The organism is Burkholderia sp. E168m15 (genome assembly GCF_016586105.1).
GTDB classification, from domain to species: Bacteria; Pseudomonadota; Gammaproteobacteria; order Burkholderiales; family Burkholderiaceae; genus Burkholderia; species Burkholderia orbicola.
In genome coordinates this window covers 39,118-56,133 of the sequence record NZ_BCPO01000182.1, presented here as the reverse complement: position 1 = coordinate 56,133, position 17,016 = coordinate 39,118, and the positions used below count along the sequence as shown (strand labels likewise).

The following is a 17,016-nucleotide window of genomic DNA, read 5'->3' as shown; positions in this document are numbered from 1 at the left end:
AGATCGTCCCGCGTTTCGCCAGCGCTTTCCCAAGCTGTCGATCGACCTGCGCCTGGGCGATCATTTCGTCGACCTCGTCGGTGAAGGTATCGATGTGGCCGTTCGCGTCGGGGATCTCACGGGCTCTCGTTTGGTCTCGCGAGCGCTTTCGCCTCACTACATCGGCGCCTATGCGTCTCCGGACTACCTCGCCAAACGCGGTGTTCCCAGGCATCCTGACGAACTCGTGGAGCATGATTGCGTGAACTTTCGCTTTCAAAGTTCGGGGCAAGTTCTTCGCTGGACGTTTGCCACGGACGAAGGGCCGCTCAGCCTCACGCCGGATGCGGACATCGTCGTCGATACCAGCGATGCGGTGGCTGCCGTCATGGCGGCTGGCGGAGGCGTGGGCATTTCGCCGACGTATGTCGCGGCAGCGTACGTCCGGCGCGGGGAACTCGTGCCGATCCTCACCGAGTTCGTCGAACCGCGCTCCACTATCACCGCCCTTTGGCCGGAGAGCCGCCGTAGTAGTCCGAACGTCAAAGTATTGCTGGCATACCTCAAGAAGGTTTTCGCTTCGTATGCGGCAGAGCATTGACGGGCAGCCGATGGTTTTCGGACTACCTGGAGGAGCGGCCGAAGCGATCTTTCGACGGAACGATTCCGGCAGCCACGGCGAATGACGCGAAACAGCTCTTCGCTCATCGCAACCACATCCTTGCGGTCCTTCCGCGCAAGTTCGACGTTCTACTCTGAGCCGGCCATACCGACCACAGTTGCCCCAAGACCTTTCGTCCATTGAGGGAGGGCCATGCCGACGCCGCCCGCGGCGGCATCGGCGGCGCACGCTCCACGGCAACGGACCGTCGCCCGCCGATCGCTTCAGCAACGCGTGCTTTCATCCGGTGATCAGTCGCGGCGCTTCCCGTGAACCTGCTGTACGGTCACCGTGCCCTTTTTATCGCCAAAATGCGCGATCACGTAGTTCGAGACAGCCGCCACATCAGCATCCGAGTACACACTTCCGAATGACGGCATCATGTGGGTCTGTCCATTGATCTGCACATTCGTTCCATGGAGCAGCACCTGCATCAGCGCTGTACCCGATGGATCGTTGACCGCACGACTGCCGACGAGGTCGGCATACGGCGATTGTCGTCCTGCACCGTTCCATTGATGGCATCCCGCGCAGTCCGCGGCAAACAGACGTCGACCACGACCATTTTCGTCGCGGGCGCTTTCCCCCGGCAGGACCGGATTCGACGCGCGCGCAGCGGCCGGCGCAAGCTCAACGGGGCCTGCACCGCCACCCTTCACAGGCGTTATCCCGCGAAGGTATGCGACCAACGCGCCGATGTCGTTTGACGTCAAATGTTGAAGACTATGCTCGACGACCTCCGCCATTGGGCCCGCCGCGGAACTGCGGCCGCGCGCATGCCCTGTCGATAGATAGCCGGCAATCTGCTCGTCCCGCCATGCGCCAATGCCGTAAAGATCGTCCTGCGTCGTGTTATACGCTTTCCAGCCATCGATGTCGGCACCCGACAGATACGCGCGGGATTGCATCGCAAATCCGGCATTTCGTGGCGTATGACATTCGCCGCAGTGCCCGAGCGGCCCTGCCAGATACGCGCCGCGATTCCACTCGACGCTTTTCGCTGGATCGGGCCTGAATCGCTGCTCGTGGAAGAAGATCGCATTCCAGAACGCCATGCCCCAACGCTGGTTGAACGGAAACGCGAGCGTATTGAGCGGCGCAGCCTGTCGCACCGGTGCCAGGGAAAGCAGATACGTCTTGATATCCAGCACGTCTTCGCGGCTCATTGCCGTATATGACGTATAAGGCATCGCCGGATACAGGTGCCCGGCCCGACCGACACCCTGACGCACCGCCCTGACGAACGCGTCGTCAGTCCAGTCGCCTATGCCGGTTTCCTTGTCGGGCGTGAGGTTGGTGGAATAGATCTTCCCGAACGGCAGGTCGAACGCGCGTCCGCCCGCATAGGGCGTGCCGCCCGGAGCCGTATGACATGCGACGCAATCCGCCGCCCGCGCGAGGTAGGCGCCGCGCGCGACACCTGCCGGTAGATCCGCCGGCACGCCCGCGAAAGGCGACACCGGTTCGGGCCCGGACGGTCGAAGCGCGGTGTATGCGAACCATCCTGCAGCGACGAGAATGACCAGCAGTCCAAAGCAAGCGATCCGGCGAAGGATCTTCATGGTGTCAATTCGTTTCAAGTCGATATTCCCGTTCAAGCTGCGAGCACGTCATCACGCAAAGGCAATGCGCGAATCCGCCGGCCGGTGATGGCAGCAAGCGCATTCGCCACGGCCGGCGCAGGAAGCGGCGTGCCGGGCTCGCCGATGCCCGTAGGCGCGGCAGTCGACGACACCATGTACACCTCGACTCGCGGCATCGCATTCATACGCAGAATCGGATAGTCGTGGAAATTGCTTTCCTTGACTTGTCCCTGCTTGAACGTTATCGCTTGATGCAGGAACGAAAGGCCGAGCGCGGCAGCGCCCTCGATCTGGGAGGCAACAATGTCAGGGTTGATCACCGTGCCGCAGTCGACGGCACATACGATCCGGTCTACGGAGTAGGAGCCGTCCTGGCGCAGCGTGACTTCGGCTACCTGAGCGACGTGCGTACCAAACGACGCGTGGACGGCAATGCCTCTCGCTCGCCGGTCGCCGGGTTTCGATGCAGGCAGCGGCTTGCCCCACCCTGCCTTTTCGACGGCGAGATCGAGCACACCGAGGTCGCGTGGGCTTGACTGCAACAGTTGCCGTCGAAACGCATAGGGATCTTTCCCGGCCGCCGCGGCCAGTTCATCGATCATCGTCTCGACCACGAACGCGGTGTGCGTATGCCCTACCGACCGAAGCCACGCCACGGGTATCGCGAACGCGTTGTAGCTATGCTGCTCCACCCGGAAATTCGGAATCGCATAGCCCGTGTCGGCCGCTCCTTCCACGAGGTTATCGTCGACCGTCGTGGGATCGGGCGACGGCATGAAGCTCTGCCCGACGATACGATGGTGCCAGGATGCCAGCTGTCCGGACGCATCGACGATCGCACGCACACGATGGACGGTCAGCGGGCGATATTGAACACCGCGCATGTCGTCTTCGCGCATCCACACCATTTTTATCGGCGCGTCGATGCCCGCTTTACGGGCAGCAATCGCAATGCGAACGGCTTCGCGGACAAAATCCGATCGCGGATTGGCGCGCCTGCCGAAACTCCCCCCTGCGTAGAGCTGATGCAGCTGGACCTGGTTCAGCGCGAAGCCAAGTTCCTTCGCGGCTGCATTGCTATCTCCGGTGTGCCATTGCTCGCCGTTCCAGATTTCGCAGCGGTCCTTCGTCAAATGCACGACGCAGTTGAGCGGCTCCATCGGCGCATGTGCCAGATAGGGCTGCTCATAGATCGCGTCGATCACCTTGGCACCGCTGGGTGTGCCGTCCAGCACCTTGCCGCGCGCCTTCGCCACCACGCCCGGCGTACCGGCCAGTTCGCGAAACTTCGCGACGATCATGAAAGAATCCGCGGTCAGCGCACCGCGCTCGTCCCACTCGATCTTCAGCGCGTCCCTTCCCTGACGGGCCGCCCACGTGTTACGGGCAAGTACCGCCGCACCACCCTGAATCTCGTCGTCACCTGGAACCCGCACCACCGCGACCACGCCGGGGACGGCCAGCGCCTTGGCGCTATCGATACTGCGTATCTTTGCCCACAACTTCGGAGGATGCGCGATCGCGGCGACGAGCATGCCCGGAAGTCGAATGTCCTGCGTGTAGATCGCACTACCGTTGACCTTGGCGGGAACGTCCAAGCGACGCGTACCGTTCTTGCCGATGAATCGGAATCGGGCGTGATCCTTGAGCACGACTTCCTTGGGGATCGGTTCCGCGGAAGCCGCGGCCACCAGACTACCGTACGTTGCCCGGCGTCCCGAACGCGGGTGGACGACGACGCCGTTCTCTACCACGAGTTCGTTCCGAGGCACACCGAACCGTTTGGCTGCGGCGGCAACGAACATGGTCCGCGCGGTGGCTGCCGCGTGCCTCATTTGAACCCAGGCGCCAGCCATCGCCGTGCTGCCGCCGGTCGCCTGCACCTTGAACCCTCGCGCCGCGAGGACGGGATTGATGTAATGCTCCACATCGGCAGGCGCCCCCGTCACGGTGATGTCACTCAAGCTCACGTCGAGCTCCTCGGCGGCGAGCGTAGCCAGCCCCGTAAACGTCCCTTGGCCCATTTCGAGGTAACTCGAGATCACGGTCACCTTGCCATCCGCGGCAACGCGGATAAATGCATTGGGCTCGAAAGACAACCGTGCCGTCGACTTTCCGATCACGGCCGCCGCGCGGGCCGTGCCTCCGTGGAAGCTGAGCGCAAGCGTGAACGCCGCCATGCTGCCCAGAAAGTTGCGGCGAGACATTGCGATGGAGGGACTGTCGCTCACAGTCGATTCCGCGTCTTCGTTCGGAACACCGGCGTGGTTCGTCATGGATTGCTTCCTGTTTTTTGTCACGAGCGTCGTGATAGCCGAGAATCCTGGCTGGCGTTACGCTCGCGCTGCGAGCACATTCGCGGCCTTGTGTATGGCAGCACGAATCCGGACATAGGTGCCGCATCGGCACGCGTTTCCGCTCATTGCTGCGTCGATATCGTCGTCGGTCGGACGCGGCTTCGTGGAAAGCAACGCGATCGCCGACATGATCTGCCCGGACTGGCAATAGCCGCACTGAGGCACCTGGTGCTCGATCCAGGCGGCCTGCAGCGCTTGGCCTATGTGCAATTGCTCGGCGGCTTCGATCGTCGTTACCTTGCGACCTGCGACATTCGCAAGCGGTGTTACGCACGATCGAATCGGACTGCCATCGACGAGAACGGTACACGCGCCACACAGCGCCATGCCGCACCCGAACTTCGTCCCCGTCAGCCCGAGCTCGTCGCGCAAATACCAAAGCACCGGCATACTCGGATCGCCGTCAAACGAACGACTCTCACCATTGACCGCAAGCTTTACCATGACGCCATCCGTATCTGAGATTTACGCAAGCCTCGATGCTACGGTTATGCGGCCTGCGCTGAACCTTGAATTGTTGAATGCGGCCATGAGCAGAATTGATTAATCCGCGTTGGCCAAGTACGCTGTGAAGCGCTGTGTTGGCGTACGCTCGAACCGCTTCGGCAGGAAGCACCTTCGACGTCGATGCCGCTGACACTGCTTTCCAGCAGCCGGCACTTCGGGCAATTCCGCCAGCCTTTGCTGGCGGCGCAGCTTCGGAAGCGAACGGCGTACGTGCCGCCAAAACCGGGTCAGTCGAGCTTTTCGGTCTTCTTCAGGCGCGCACCATTACCAATGAGCAATGCCGAAAGAACGAGCAACACGACCCCGCCCATCAACGGAGCGAACACGCCGATGCGATCGAGGAGTTCTCCCCCTAGCGCGCCGCCCAGCATGATCGCCAGCTGAATCGATCCGACCATCAAGCCCCCACCGCTTTCGGGCTCGTCGTCGATTTCCTTCGCCAGCCAGGTGGACCACGTGACGGGAATCGCTGCATTCACGGCGCCCCAGCCGATCATCATCGTCGCGGCGCCCGCGAACAGGTGGCCGAACTGCACCAATCCCAGCGTCGCGGCGGCGAGCGCAATCGGCAACCAGCGCAACAGAGGGTAAACATGGTTGCGGTGCAGCATCGTGCCCGCGAAATGGGTCCCAGCAAAACCGGCCACGCCCAATCCGAGCAATAGCATCGACAGTTGATTGGCGTCTGCTCCGGTTACCGCTTCCAGAAACGGACGGAAGTAGGTGAACGTCCCGTAGGAGCCGGCGAAGGTGAGCATGACCGCAACCATTCCGACCGCAACGTTTCGGCGCTTCAGCAGTCCGAACAACCGGGTGATGGGAATGGCTGCTCGGGGGGGCATGCTCGGCAGGCTTACCGCTTGCCATACTAGATTCACCAGTACCAAAGGCACCAGCGCAGCAAATACGAATCTCCAACCCAAATGGCCACCGACGTACGCGCCAATCGGAGCAGCAAAGGCTGTCGCGATCGCATTACCCATATAGATCGTTCCGAGCGCCTTGGGTACGCGTTGTGCCGGCACCAGTTGAATCACCGTGGCTGTGGACAACGACCAGAAACCTCCGACCGCAAGCCCCAGGAACGCCCGCGCAATCATCAGCACCGCGAAGTTCGGCGACACGGCGATCAGCACGATCGATATCAGCATCAGAACCGTCATGCTCATCAACACATGCCGACGATCGAAACGCCCGGCGAGCGGCGCGACGAACAAGCTGGCCAGGACGGCGAAGAAACCGGAAATCGAGATCGCCTGACCAGCGATGCCCTCGGTTGCATTCAAGTCATGCGCAATCGGCGTCAGCAAGCTGACCGGCATGAACTCCGAGGCGATCAGCATCGCCACACACAGCGCCATGGCGCCTACCGCGCTTCCTGTCTGGCGCGGCGAGGAAACGAATGAAGAAGATGAAGGGGTCATGATGTTCGCTCCCAAAAATGCAGGACGCAGCAACGCCAACCCATCCGGCGCGCGGATAAAGCATTGGTGCATCTCAACGGAGGTATTGGCTACCGACGGCTCGACGTGAGCGACAGGAATGCATCGCTAGCGGCCCCGGCTTCGAAGCCCATAATAGGTCGAGGAGGCCATTGGCGAATACGCCGATTCCGGAATAGACCGATGCATCGGATTGATAAATCCGACGATGAGAACGTGCTGGATTGCTCAACCACTTCGACGTGAACAGCTACTTCGTGTGTCGAAGTGCGTCGATCAGAACGTGCATCGCTCGCGAAATCTCGCGCTGAGCCGAGTAGTAGATGTGATATCCGGGGGACGTGCGCCACCATGGTTTCAACACCGGCACCAATCTCCCGGTTTCGAGATGGGGTTGCGCCAGGTCCTCGTGGAGGTAGGCCAGCCCGTAACCAGACAGTGCCGCGTTCAACACCTGGTAAATGCCGTTGAATACGAGCCGCCCGTCGGCCCGGACATTCACTTTTCGCTGACCTTTACCGAGTTCCCATGCGCACAGGTTTCCCAAGGTCGGAAGGCGAAGGTTGATGCAATCGTGACAGACCAGATCCTGCGGCTTGGTCGGCACTGGTTTCGAAGCGAAATACGACGGCGCAGCCACGATCGCGAAACGTTGGTCGGGTCCAATGCGGACGGCAGAGATATCTTTCGACAACTCGTCGCCGAGACGCACCCCAAAGTCGTACCGGCTCTGGACGATATCGGTCAACGCATAGTCGGCGTTCACCTCCACCTTGATCTGCGGATACAACGCGAGGATCTTCGCAAGGCGCGGCCAGAGCAACGTATCGATGGCATGCTCCGGCGCTGTGATGCGGATCGTTCCTGCTGGAACGTCCCGCATTTCAATGATGCTCTTGAGCTCTGCTTCAATGTCGTTGAACCTGGGCTCGACGACCTGCAGCAATCGTTCTCCAGCTTCGGTCACGGATACGCTTCGGGTGGTACGTGTAAGCAAGCGCACACCCAACCGCGTCTCCATTCCGCGAATCGTATGGCTGAGCATCGACTGCGAGATACCCAACTGCGCGGCCGCACGAGTAAAGCTACGTTCGCGCGCAACCGCAATCAATGCGAGCAACTCGCTGTAGTTTTCCCGTGACATTTATCGATTCCATGCAGAGGGACGCGACGTCTTCACTTGCAATCTGGCCCGCGCAGACGAGAAGAGCGCTCGCACACTAATGCGCATGACGCAACGCGGATACAAGAAGGGCCATCGCTCCCGACGGTTGTCGCCGGCTGGGATAGTACAGATAGAACCCACCCCAAGACGGACACCAGTCCGTCAAGACCGGTATCAAGTGCTGCGCCTTGATATACGGTTCGGCGAGATCTTCCGGAACATACGCTAGCCCAAGCCCCGCCACCGCACCGGCCAGGCATTCGTAAATGTCGTTGCACGCCAACTGACCGTCGACGCGAACATTGACCGGTCGTCCGCCTTTTTCGAACTCCCACGCCCATAATCCGCCATGCGCCATCAGTCGCAAGTTCACGCAGCTATGGTGTATGAGATCACCGGGTGTCCGAGGCACTGCATGGGTGGCAAAGTACCGCTTCGTGCCCACGACGGTGAAGCGAACGTCAGGACCGATTTGAACGGCGATCATATCCTGCGCAATCGCTTCGCCAAGCCGGACTCCGGCATCGAACTGCTCGGCCACGAGGTCGACAAAGCGATTGTCGATACTCAGCTCGACCTTGATATCAGGATATTTGGGCAGAAACTCTTTCAGCTTGGGAGCGAGAATCGTCCGGCTCGGATAGTCCGGTGCGGTGACGCGAATGGAGCCCCTCGGGCTGCCACCGAGATCCGACAGAGCGGACATCTCCGCGTCGATTTCCTTCAAGCGCGGCGCAACGATGTGAAGGAGCCGCTCGCCTACTTCAGTCGGCGTGACGGTACGCGAATTTCGCGCGAGCAGTCGAGCGCCGAGCCGCTCCTCCAGCGCACGAACTGCGTGACTGACTGCGGATTGGGACACACCCAACTGCACGGCAGCTCGAGTAAAACTTTTCGCGCGAGCAACGGCGATGAGTGCCGTCAACCCGCCAAAGGAATCGCGCAGTGTACTGTCTTCCATGATCGATCATCCACCGTCTCGTCATTGACAGCACCATACCATCGCCATATCCAACACGCAGCCAATTCCTTTCCACTAGCGCTCCCCGAAGCAGCGCCTCGCCCCGCATCGCCGCAACGAGCGGCCACGGTCGTACGCCGAACCATTTCACTTGTCCGCGTCGCCGCCGAACGCAACATGAGACGTGGGCTGGGCCGCGGTGCGCATGCCTGCAACCTCTCGCGATGCTGCTTGTGCATCGTCAACCCACGTACGTGGGTTCGCACGCGCCGGGTTGAAACCCGCAGCTGCATATTGGTTCGCTTCCTGAAGGACTTGTTCACGAGTCGGGCCGTTCGACACCGACTGAGCCGACGCAAACAACGGTGCGAGCATACCGAGTGCAATAGCAAAAACACCAAGACGGATTTTCAAGGTATGGACTCCATAATAATTGCAATGATTTGGCCAAGGCCATCTGGCGCCTATCTTCGCCACGAGCAGTGGGGAACCCTCCCCGGAGGGTGGAATTGCCTCAAACCAATCTGCGATGGCTTGTACGCGCCAGGCTCGATGTCTCTCTACCCATGCACATCCGAAGCCGCCCGCTTATTGTGTGTGGATTGATATCAATGGCGACGTGTTGATCTACGCTTCGAACGATACGTTCGGCGCTCGACGGGATCAAGCTACGCGCTTGCTAAGACCTATGCACTGTATTAATAAATCGTCCCTCCAGCCCGTGAAACCTTGTTCAATGACGCATCTGCCCGGACGACCTTTAGACTGCTGCTTGCAGCCTTCGCCGCAAGCGCGCTAATTTCAGTGCCCAACCCGATAGATGCGGCCGCTATGCACGCCCTCCACGCTGCGCCGATACGCCATTGCCACACGTGTCGCCGGCACACCTTCGTAACCGGGAAAGAACGGCCCGAACCGTTCCGCGGATTCGATCAGCATGGTGGGACTGACCGCATTGATTCGGATACCCCGACGAAAATCGCACGCAGCAGCACGCACGAACCCTTCGATTCCGGCATTCGACGCCGCGGCGTGAGCACCCTGCGCAATCGGATCATCGACGGCGATGCCGGACGTCAGCGTGATCGAGCCGCCATCGCTCAGGTAATGCTGCCCCACCAGCGCGACGCGCACCTGACCGAGCAGCTTGTCCTGCAGGCCTCGATGAAAATCGGCCGCCGTCATCTTTTCGATTGGCGCCAATATGACGTTGCCTGCGGCGACGACGATGGCATCGACGCGCCCGATCTGCCCGAACAGCGAACCGACGCTGTCGTCACGCGTGATGTCGACCTGATGGTCTCCGCGGGTGCGGCCAACGCGAATGATTTCATGCTTGCCATCACGCGCAAGCTCATCTGCCGCGGCACGACCGACGTCCCCGCCGGCACCGATTACGACGATCTTCATCGAACACTCCTTTTCGCGTTCAGGTTGGAACGTCGCCATTCTTCACCGAACCGGGGACCCCATAAATATGCTCTAATTTCCGACACTCCTAACCTACAGTTCGCAATATGGACAGACTGCGTGCCATGGAAACCTTCGTTGCCGTCGTCGAAGGCGGCAACTTCACCGAGGCGGCGCGGCGGCTGGAAATCTCGGCGGTCATGGTCGGCAAATATGTGCGCGAACTGGAGGAGCGTCTCGCTGCGCGCCTGCTCGAGCGCACTACCCGGCGCCAGAACCTGACCGATGCCGGTCGCGTGTTCTACGAAGACGCCAAGCGTGCGCTCGAACACATGCGCATCGCCGAAACGTCGGTCGAACGGCTACGCGCGTCGCCCTCCGGTACGTTGCGAATCAGCGCGCCGATCACCTTCGGCGCCTGTGTCATCGCGCCGCTAGCCGCGACTTTCCGGCAGCGGTATCCGCTCGTACGCGTCGAGCTGGAATTGAGCAATCGCAACGTCGACCTGATCGACGAGGGTTTCGATCTGGCGATCCGCATCGGCGAACTGGGTGATGCCGACCTCGTTGCAAGGCCGCTGACCCGGTATCGCATGGTGATCTGCGCGTCGCCGGGCTATCTCGCTCAGTACGGGCGTCCGCAAACGCCACAGGACCTGAGCGCGCATCACTGCCTGTTCCACACGGTGTGGAGCAGCCGCAACGGCTGGAAGCTCGGCGACGATGACAGCACGCACTTTTCGGCTGAATCGGGGTTCACTTGCAATGACGGCAACGGCCTGCGAATGGCCGCCATCGCAGGCGCGGGATTGCTGCTGCAGCCGGAAGTCCTGGTGAGCCACGATCTGGCGAGCGGCGCGCTGGTACAGGTGCTGCAAGGTTACGAGCCGAAGCCGCACCCCGTTCATATCGTGTATCGACAAGACCGGCGCCCGCTGCCGAAGCTCACCCGCTTCGTCGCGCATTTGCTCGAGCATGTGACGGAGCGCGACGCGTCGTAGCGTGCTTTTCGGTTCGACGACATGCGCGAAGATACGTTGGTCGGGCAAACGTCTTCACCAATTTAGGATGACATCGTTTCGTCAGCGGCTTCAAGCTTCCGACCGCCTCCCCGCGCTATGCAAATCCGTACAACTTCGCCGGGTTCGTGACGAATATCCGCTGCTGCCAGTCCGGCCGCCCGATCCAGCCGGCGATCACGTCCAGCAAGCTTGCGTCGTCCGGCTTGTCCGTCTTCTGCGTCGGGTGCGGCCAGTCGGTGCCCCACAGCATGCGCTCCGGCGCCATGTCGATCAGCGCCTTCGCGACCGGCGCGACGTCGTCGTAGGCGGGCGCGCCCGTCTTGCTGTCGACGTACGGCCCCGACAACGTGATCCACGTATGGCCCTTTTCCACGAGGCGTTGCGCGGTACGAAACGCGGCCGACGACAGCCCGCCGGGCTGCGGCACATGCGCGATATGGTCGATGACGAGCGGGCAAGGCAGCGCTGCAAGATGCGGCTCCAGCTCCGGCAGCCGCGCACCCTGCACCACCAGCTCGATATGCCATCCGAGGTTCGCGATGCGCGCGGCGAGCGGCGCCAGCATGTCGAGCGTCGTCGCGCCCGGATAGCTGAGGTTGAACCGGATCGCACGGATGCCGCCGCGATCGAGCGCCCGAAGTTCGTCGTCGCTCACGGTGCCGTCGACCACGGCGACGCCGCGCGCGTCGGCGCCGAACTGCGCGATCGCCGCCAGCGTGCAGCGATTGTCCGTCCCGTACGTCGACGGCGTCACGACCACGTTGCGCTTCACGCCGATACGCGCCTGCACGCTTCGGTATTGCGCGACGGTCGCATTCGGCGGCCGCAGCGTCGTACCCGGCGCGACCGGGAACCGGTCGTCGTAGATGTGCATGTGACAGTCGATCGCCCCGTCGGGCAACCGGAACGCCGGCCGCTCGGTGCCGCTCGACCACGTTTCGTCGGCCGCGGCCAGCCTCGGCAATGCGGCCGAAGCCAGCGTCGCGCCGGCGATCCGGAGGAACCCGCGTCTCGCGATGCGCGCCATGATCAGATGGTCCCCGTCTTGCCGACCAGCTTGCCGGCCGCATGATTGCGCGTGAGCAGCAGCAGCGTCGCGACGCTGACGAGCGTGAGGATCGCGAGCGGCATCAAGGCGAGCGCGTAGCTGCCCGTCGCCGCCTTCACCCACCCGTACACGTTCACCATCAGCCCGCCGCCGAGCAGGTTCGCGATCGCGTTGACCGTCGCGAGCCCGGCGGCCACGGTGCTGTTGGACAGCATGTCGGTCGCGAGCGCCCAGAACGGGCCCTTGAACGAATATGCGCCGACCAGCACCGCGCAGAGCATGCAGATCGTGGGCAGCAGCGATCCGCTCAGCGACGTCGCGAACAGCCCCACGCCGATCAGCAGCATCGGCACGACCGTGTGCCAGCGGCGTTCGCCAAGGCGGTCCGAGCGCCGGCCCCAGTAGACCATCAGGATCGAGGCCACCGCGTACGGCACCGAGTTCAGCAGGCCGGTTTCCATGACGGTCAAGCCGAACGACTTCAGCAACTGCGGCTGCCACACGGACAGCGTGCTGCCTGCCGCGGAAGCACACGTGTCGACGAGCGCGAGGCACAGCACGTAGCGGTTGCGGAACAGCTGCGCAAGCGGCAGCGACGGCACCTTCTTGCGTGTCTTGTGGCCGGCGGCCAGCGCGTTCGAGAGCCACGCGCGCTCGTCGTCGTCGAGCCACCTCGCGTTCTCCGGCTTGTTCGTCAGCATGAACAGGCACGCGATGCCGAGCAGCACGGTGGGAATGCCTTCGAGGATGAACAGCCACTGCCAGCCGCGCAGGCCCCAGACACCGTCCATCTGCAACAGCAGCGCGGAGATCGGCGAGCCGATGAAGCTCGCGGCCGGAATCGCGACCATGAACGTCGCGACAATCCGCGCCCGGTACTGCGCGGGAATCCAGTACGACAAATACAGCAGCACGCCCGGGAAGAAGCCGGCCTCGGCCGCGCCCAGCAGGAAACGCAGCACGTAGAACGTCGTCGCGTTGTGCACGAGCGCGGTCGCCGCCGACACGATGCCCCACGTGATCATGATCCGCGCGATCCAGATCCGGGCGCCGTATTTCTGCAGCGCGAGATTGCTCGGCACTTCGAAAAAGAAGTATGAAATGAAGAACAGGCTGCTGCCGAAACCGAAGACCTGCGCCGACATCCCGAGGTCGTGGTTCATCTGCAGCGACGCCATCCCCACGTTGCCCCGGTCGATGAAGGCAAGCAGGTAGCAGATCATCAAGAAGGGAACGAGTCGCCAGACGATCTTTCGTATGGTCCGGCGCTCGATCGCGGACGCTTCCATGAAACCGGCTTGCATGTTGTCTCCGTTTATTGTGCGCCTGAGCGCGTTCCTGTGAACCGTTGCCACGCGATGACCGCCACCACGCCGCACGCCAGCACGGCGGCCATGGCGGCGAAGGTGTGTCGCACGCCGAGCGCCTCCGATGCGCTGCCGACGAGCAGGTAACCGAACGGCATCGTGCCGTTGTAGGCCATGCCGTACATCCCGACGAGCCCGCCGCGCACATGCTCCGGGCACTGCCGCTGAATCGTCGCGTTCGTCGACGTGGCCGCGAACGTGAGGCTGAAGCCGAGCGCATAGAACGCGGGAATCGATCCCGCCGCATCGGTCGTCGCGGCCAGTACGGCCAGCGCGCCGACTGCCGTCCACGGTGCATAGGCGATGAACCGGCGCGACGCGCGCGGCCCGAACGCCGACGACAGCAGCACCGCCGCGCTCAACGAGCCGGCGCCGGCGCACGCGAAGAACACGCCGGTAAAGCGCGCCGCGTCGTGAAAACCCTGATCCGCGAGCAGCGGCACGAGCGTCTGGTAGCTGCCGGCGAACAAGCCGATGCACGCGAGAATCGGCAGATAGCGGGCCGAGAACGCATCGGACAGCACGTAGCCGACCGCGTCGCGCAGGCCGCTTTCCGCGCGCGACGGGCGGTCCACCGTCGCGGTCCGGATCGACCGCACGCACGCCGCCATGAAGCACAGCGCAAGCGCATAGATCGCAAACGACGTCCTGGGGCCCAGCGTCGGATAGACGAATCCGGCGATGGTCGGGCCGACCATGCGCCCGACGTTGTAGACCATCGTGTTCATCGCGACCGCGTTGGACGTGTGCGTCGCATCCTGCAGGCTCGTCAGCAGCAGCACCTGCCGCGCCGGCGTTTCCACCGCGCTCGACACGCCGATCGCCAGCGCATGCGCGAGGATCAGCTTCACGCCGAGCAGGCCGAGCAGCGACAACGTGAAGAGGCTGCCCGTCAGCAGCAGCGACGTCGTCAGCACGCAGAGCGTCACGCGGCGCGCGTTGGCCGTGCCGATGCGGGAGCCCGCCACCGGCGCGACGATCAACTGCGGCCCGTACAGCAGGAAGTTGAGCAGCGCGAGGATCGCCGCCGAGCCGGACAGGTGATAGATCAGCAGATTCAGCGTGACGTTCTGCGTCCAGCTGCCGAGCACCGACGCGACCTGCCCGCTCAGGTAGCGCCGCAGCGATGCCTCCGTCAGCGCCGGAAACAGCCTGTTCACCCACCCCGCTTGCGTCGCGACGGTCATGACAACGTCTTCCCGCGCGTTTCGGGCGCGAACAGCACGACCGCGGCCGCGGCGACGAACGCGACGATCGTCGTCGCGAGCCCGAGCACGAAGCCGCCCGACGTCGACGCCAGCGCACCGATGATCAACGGCGCGATGAAGCCGCCGAGCCGGCCGCCGTTGTACGCGAGACCCATGAAGAAGCCGCGCGATGCCGTATTGCCGATGATCTCCGCGAGGAACGGGCCGGCGCCCGCGAAGATGCCGTTCACGCTGAAGCCCGTCAGAAAGATCGCGGTCATCAGCAGCAACGGATTCGCCGACACGATATACACGCCGACGGCCAGCGCGCCGACCACCAGGTAGGCCAGGAACATCGGCCGCCGGCCGAGCCGGTCGACCCACGCCGAGAACAGCAGGAACCCGGTGATCGCGCCGAACTGCAGCGCCAGCACGAACTTCAGGCTATGCACGAAGTCGAGGTGCTTCACCGTGATCAGGAACGTCGGCGTCCACGTGAATACACCCCAATAGAGATACTGCAGAAAGAAGATGAAGCAGAAGGCGGTGAGCAGGCCGCGTACGTTCAGCTTCTCGTGACCGGCCGTGTCGGGCTTGCGAGCCTGCGGCTTCGCGTGCCTGCGCTCGAGCCAGATCGGCGACTCCGGCGTCTTGCGCGCGACCCAGAACAGAATGAAGAACGGCGACGCACCGATCAGGAACAGCAGACGCCAGCTGTCGCCGCCCAATCCGCCATGCGTGGCGCCGACGATGCCCGAGATCGCGATCGCGAGAATCGCGCCGATCGGCAAGCCCATCTGCATCAGCGCGCCACCCTTGCCGCGCCGGCCCGGATGCCAGGTCTCCGCGATGAGCGCCGCGCCGGCGGTCCAGGTCCCGCCCATGCCGAGCGCGCCGAAAAAGCGCAACGTGGCGAACGCATGCGCATCGGGCGCAAATGCGATCAGGCCGGAAAACAGCGAGTAGATGCCGACGCAGAGCAGCGCGGTGCGCACGCGCCCGATCCGGTCCGACACGAAACCGAACAGAATGCCGCCGATGATCTGTCCGGCCGCCGTGACGCTCGTGAACATGCCGAGCTGCGCCTTGTTCAGCCCGAACTGCAGCGCGAGCGTCGGCAGCAGCAGCGACAGCAGGAACGAGTCGTAGCTCTCGAACGTCCAGCCGAGCCCCGCGAGCGACAGCGCACGCCACTCGATACCGGTCACGCGCGTGAGCCCTTTTTCTGCGGCGGCGGAATCGATGTCCTGCGTCGCCGCGGTTGCAGTCGTCTTCATGGGTTGTCTCCGGGAATCGCGACGCGATACGTCGAGGCGGCCGTCCGGCTGAACAGCGCGGCCTTTTCGTCGGCCGACATCGCGGACGCGAGTCGTTTGAAGGCGTTCCACAGCACGCGATAGCTGAACATCCCCTTGTCGACGGGGAAGTTGCTTTCGAACATGCAGCGATCGACGCCGAAAAGCTCGACGCAGGTGTCGAAATACGGCTGCCACGCGGCCGCCAGGTCCTGCGACGACGGCGGCAACTCGCGCGCGGCGAAATCGAAACCGAACACGGTCATGCCCGCGCCGCCGAGCTTCATGCGCGTGTTCGGCAGCGCGGCGAGACGCCCGAGCTGCCGTTTCCACTGCGCATGCACTTCGGCACGCCGGCCGGCATGCGGCCCCACGCCGACGGGGCCGCCAAAGTGGTCGATGACGACGATGACGTCCTCGGACGCGCGCACGAGTTCGTACAGGTCGTCGAGCTGCGTGTGATAGACCCACGCGTCGAGCGACAGTCCGTAGCGGCCGAGCGTCGCCACGCCCTGCCTGAAAGCCTGCTCCGACATCCGGTCGCGCGGCGGCGTCACCGGGCTCGACCGCACGTCGGGGCTCGCATGCCACGCGAGCGGATTGCGGATGCCGCGCAATCGCCCGCCGGACACCTGCAGCATCGTGTCGAGCACCGCCTCGAGTTCCGCGCCGAGCGACAGATCGGCGCCGCCGACGATGGCCTCGCAACAGCGCGTGGGGCCGTATGCGCCGCTGTCGAACATCGCGGCGACGCCGCTCGCGAATGCCACTTCGCCCACCGGCTTGAACGCCTCCGGCCCGCTTGCGCGCAACATCGATCGACACTGCACGTAGACCGTCGACACGACCCGATGCCCGCTGCGCACGTCCGCGCCGAACTCGTCCGCGAGATAGCGCCCGGTCTGGCGGTCCCACAGGTGGTGATGGGCGTCGACGATGGCGAGTTCGGGTTCGAGCACCGGCTCGTCGCGCAATGCGAGCCACTCGGGCCTGACCGGCAGATGGGGCGCGTGAACGGTCTGCATCGCACTC

Annotated in this window: 15 protein-coding genes; 2 read left to right on the top strand and 13 right to left on the bottom strand. The window is 63.3% G+C overall.

All coding sequences use genetic code 11. The annotated features are described in order from the left end of the window. Positions 1-580, top strand: a 580-nt coding sequence (locus JMF86_RS29105) for a substrate binding domain-containing protein (protein ID WP_201317188.1), incomplete at its 5' end; no start/stop codon positions are given. Positions 581-891: 311 nt separating this feature from the next. Here JMF86_RS29105 and JMF86_RS29100 read toward each other — a convergent pair. The 8 genes from JMF86_RS29100 to JMF86_RS29065 form a co-directional block, all read right to left on the bottom strand. Continuing rightward, positions 892-2,202 carry a cytochrome c gene (locus tag JMF86_RS29100; protein WP_011546824.1) on the bottom strand — a complete coding sequence of 437 codons (1,311 nt, stop codon included), beginning with the start codon at positions 2,200-2,202 and terminating at the stop codon, positions 892-894. A gap of 32 nt (positions 2,203-2,234) precedes the next feature. After that, complete coding sequence (locus JMF86_RS29095) at positions 2,235-4,499, bottom strand: xanthine dehydrogenase family protein molybdopterin-binding subunit (protein WP_011549038.1); 2,265 nt, start codon at positions 4,497-4,499, stop codon at positions 2,235-2,237. 57 nt (positions 4,500-4,556) lie between these two features. Next, positions 4,557-5,024, bottom strand: a complete 468-nt coding sequence (locus tag JMF86_RS29090) for a (2Fe-2S)-binding protein (RefSeq protein ID WP_011549037.1) — start codon at positions 5,022-5,024, stop codon at positions 4,557-4,559. A 290-nt stretch (positions 5,025-5,314) separates the two neighbouring features. Continuing rightward, positions 5,315-6,511, bottom strand: a complete 1,197-nt coding sequence (locus JMF86_RS29085) for an MFS transporter (RefSeq protein ID WP_011694870.1) — start codon at positions 6,509-6,511, stop codon at positions 5,315-5,317. 268 nt (positions 6,512-6,779) lie between these two features. Continuing rightward, complete coding sequence (locus JMF86_RS29080) at positions 6,780-7,673, bottom strand: LysR family transcriptional regulator (protein WP_011549036.1); 894 nt, start codon at positions 7,671-7,673, stop codon at positions 6,780-6,782. 76 nt (positions 7,674-7,749) lie between these two features. Then, positions 7,750-8,655, bottom strand: coding sequence for a LysR family transcriptional regulator (locus JMF86_RS29075; protein ID WP_011549035.1), 906 nt, complete (start codon positions 8,653-8,655; stop codon positions 7,750-7,752). Positions 8,656-8,802: 147 nt separating this feature from the next. Further along, on the bottom strand, positions 8,803-9,069 hold the full coding sequence (locus tag JMF86_RS29070) for a DUF4148 domain-containing protein (RefSeq protein ID WP_260525823.1): 267 nt from the start codon (positions 9,067-9,069) through the stop codon (positions 8,803-8,805). Positions 9,070-9,456: 387 nt separating this feature from the next. After that, entirely contained in the window at positions 9,457-10,065 is a 609-nt protein-coding gene (locus JMF86_RS29065; protein ID WP_011549033.1) for a short chain dehydrogenase, read from the bottom strand. Between the two features lie 107 nt (positions 10,066-10,172). On the opposite strand from JMF86_RS29065, the gene JMF86_RS29060 reads away from it, so the two are divergent. Next, a complete protein-coding gene (locus JMF86_RS29060; RefSeq protein ID WP_011549032.1) occupies positions 10,173-11,066 on the top strand; it encodes a LysR substrate-binding domain-containing protein in 894 nt (297 codons plus the stop codon). Positions 11,067-11,181: 115 nt separating this feature from the next. On the opposite strand, the gene JMF86_RS29055 is transcribed toward JMF86_RS29060, so the two are convergent. The 5 genes from JMF86_RS29055 to JMF86_RS29035 are packed head-to-tail and all read right to left on the bottom strand — an operon-like array spanning position 11,182 to position 17,009. After that, positions 11,182-12,114 carry an amidohydrolase gene (locus JMF86_RS29055; protein WP_011549031.1) on the bottom strand — a complete coding sequence of 311 codons (933 nt, stop codon included), beginning with the start codon at positions 12,112-12,114 and terminating at the stop codon, positions 11,182-11,184. 2 nt (positions 12,115-12,116) lie between these two features. After that, the gene (locus JMF86_RS29050) at positions 12,117-13,439 is read right to left on the bottom strand and encodes an MFS transporter (RefSeq protein ID WP_011549030.1); all 1,323 of its coding nucleotides are present in this window, start codon (positions 13,437-13,439) and stop codon (positions 12,117-12,119) included. 11 nt (positions 13,440-13,450) lie between these two features. Beyond that, positions 13,451-14,689 carry an MFS transporter gene (locus JMF86_RS29045; protein WP_011549029.1) on the bottom strand — a complete coding sequence of 413 codons (1,239 nt, stop codon included), beginning with the start codon at positions 14,687-14,689 and terminating at the stop codon, positions 13,451-13,453. Next, a complete protein-coding gene (locus JMF86_RS29040; RefSeq protein ID WP_011549028.1) occupies positions 14,686-15,966 on the bottom strand; it encodes an MFS transporter in 1,281 nt (426 codons plus the stop codon). The genes JMF86_RS29045 and JMF86_RS29040 overlap by 4 nt, the downstream gene beginning before the upstream one ends. Next, positions 15,963-17,009: an amidohydrolase gene (locus JMF86_RS29035; RefSeq protein ID WP_011549027.1), complete on the bottom strand. Its 1,047-nt coding sequence runs from the start codon at positions 17,007-17,009 to the stop codon at positions 15,963-15,965. The genes JMF86_RS29040 and JMF86_RS29035 overlap by 4 nt, the downstream gene beginning before the upstream one ends. Positions 17,010-17,016: the final 7 nt, after the last annotated feature.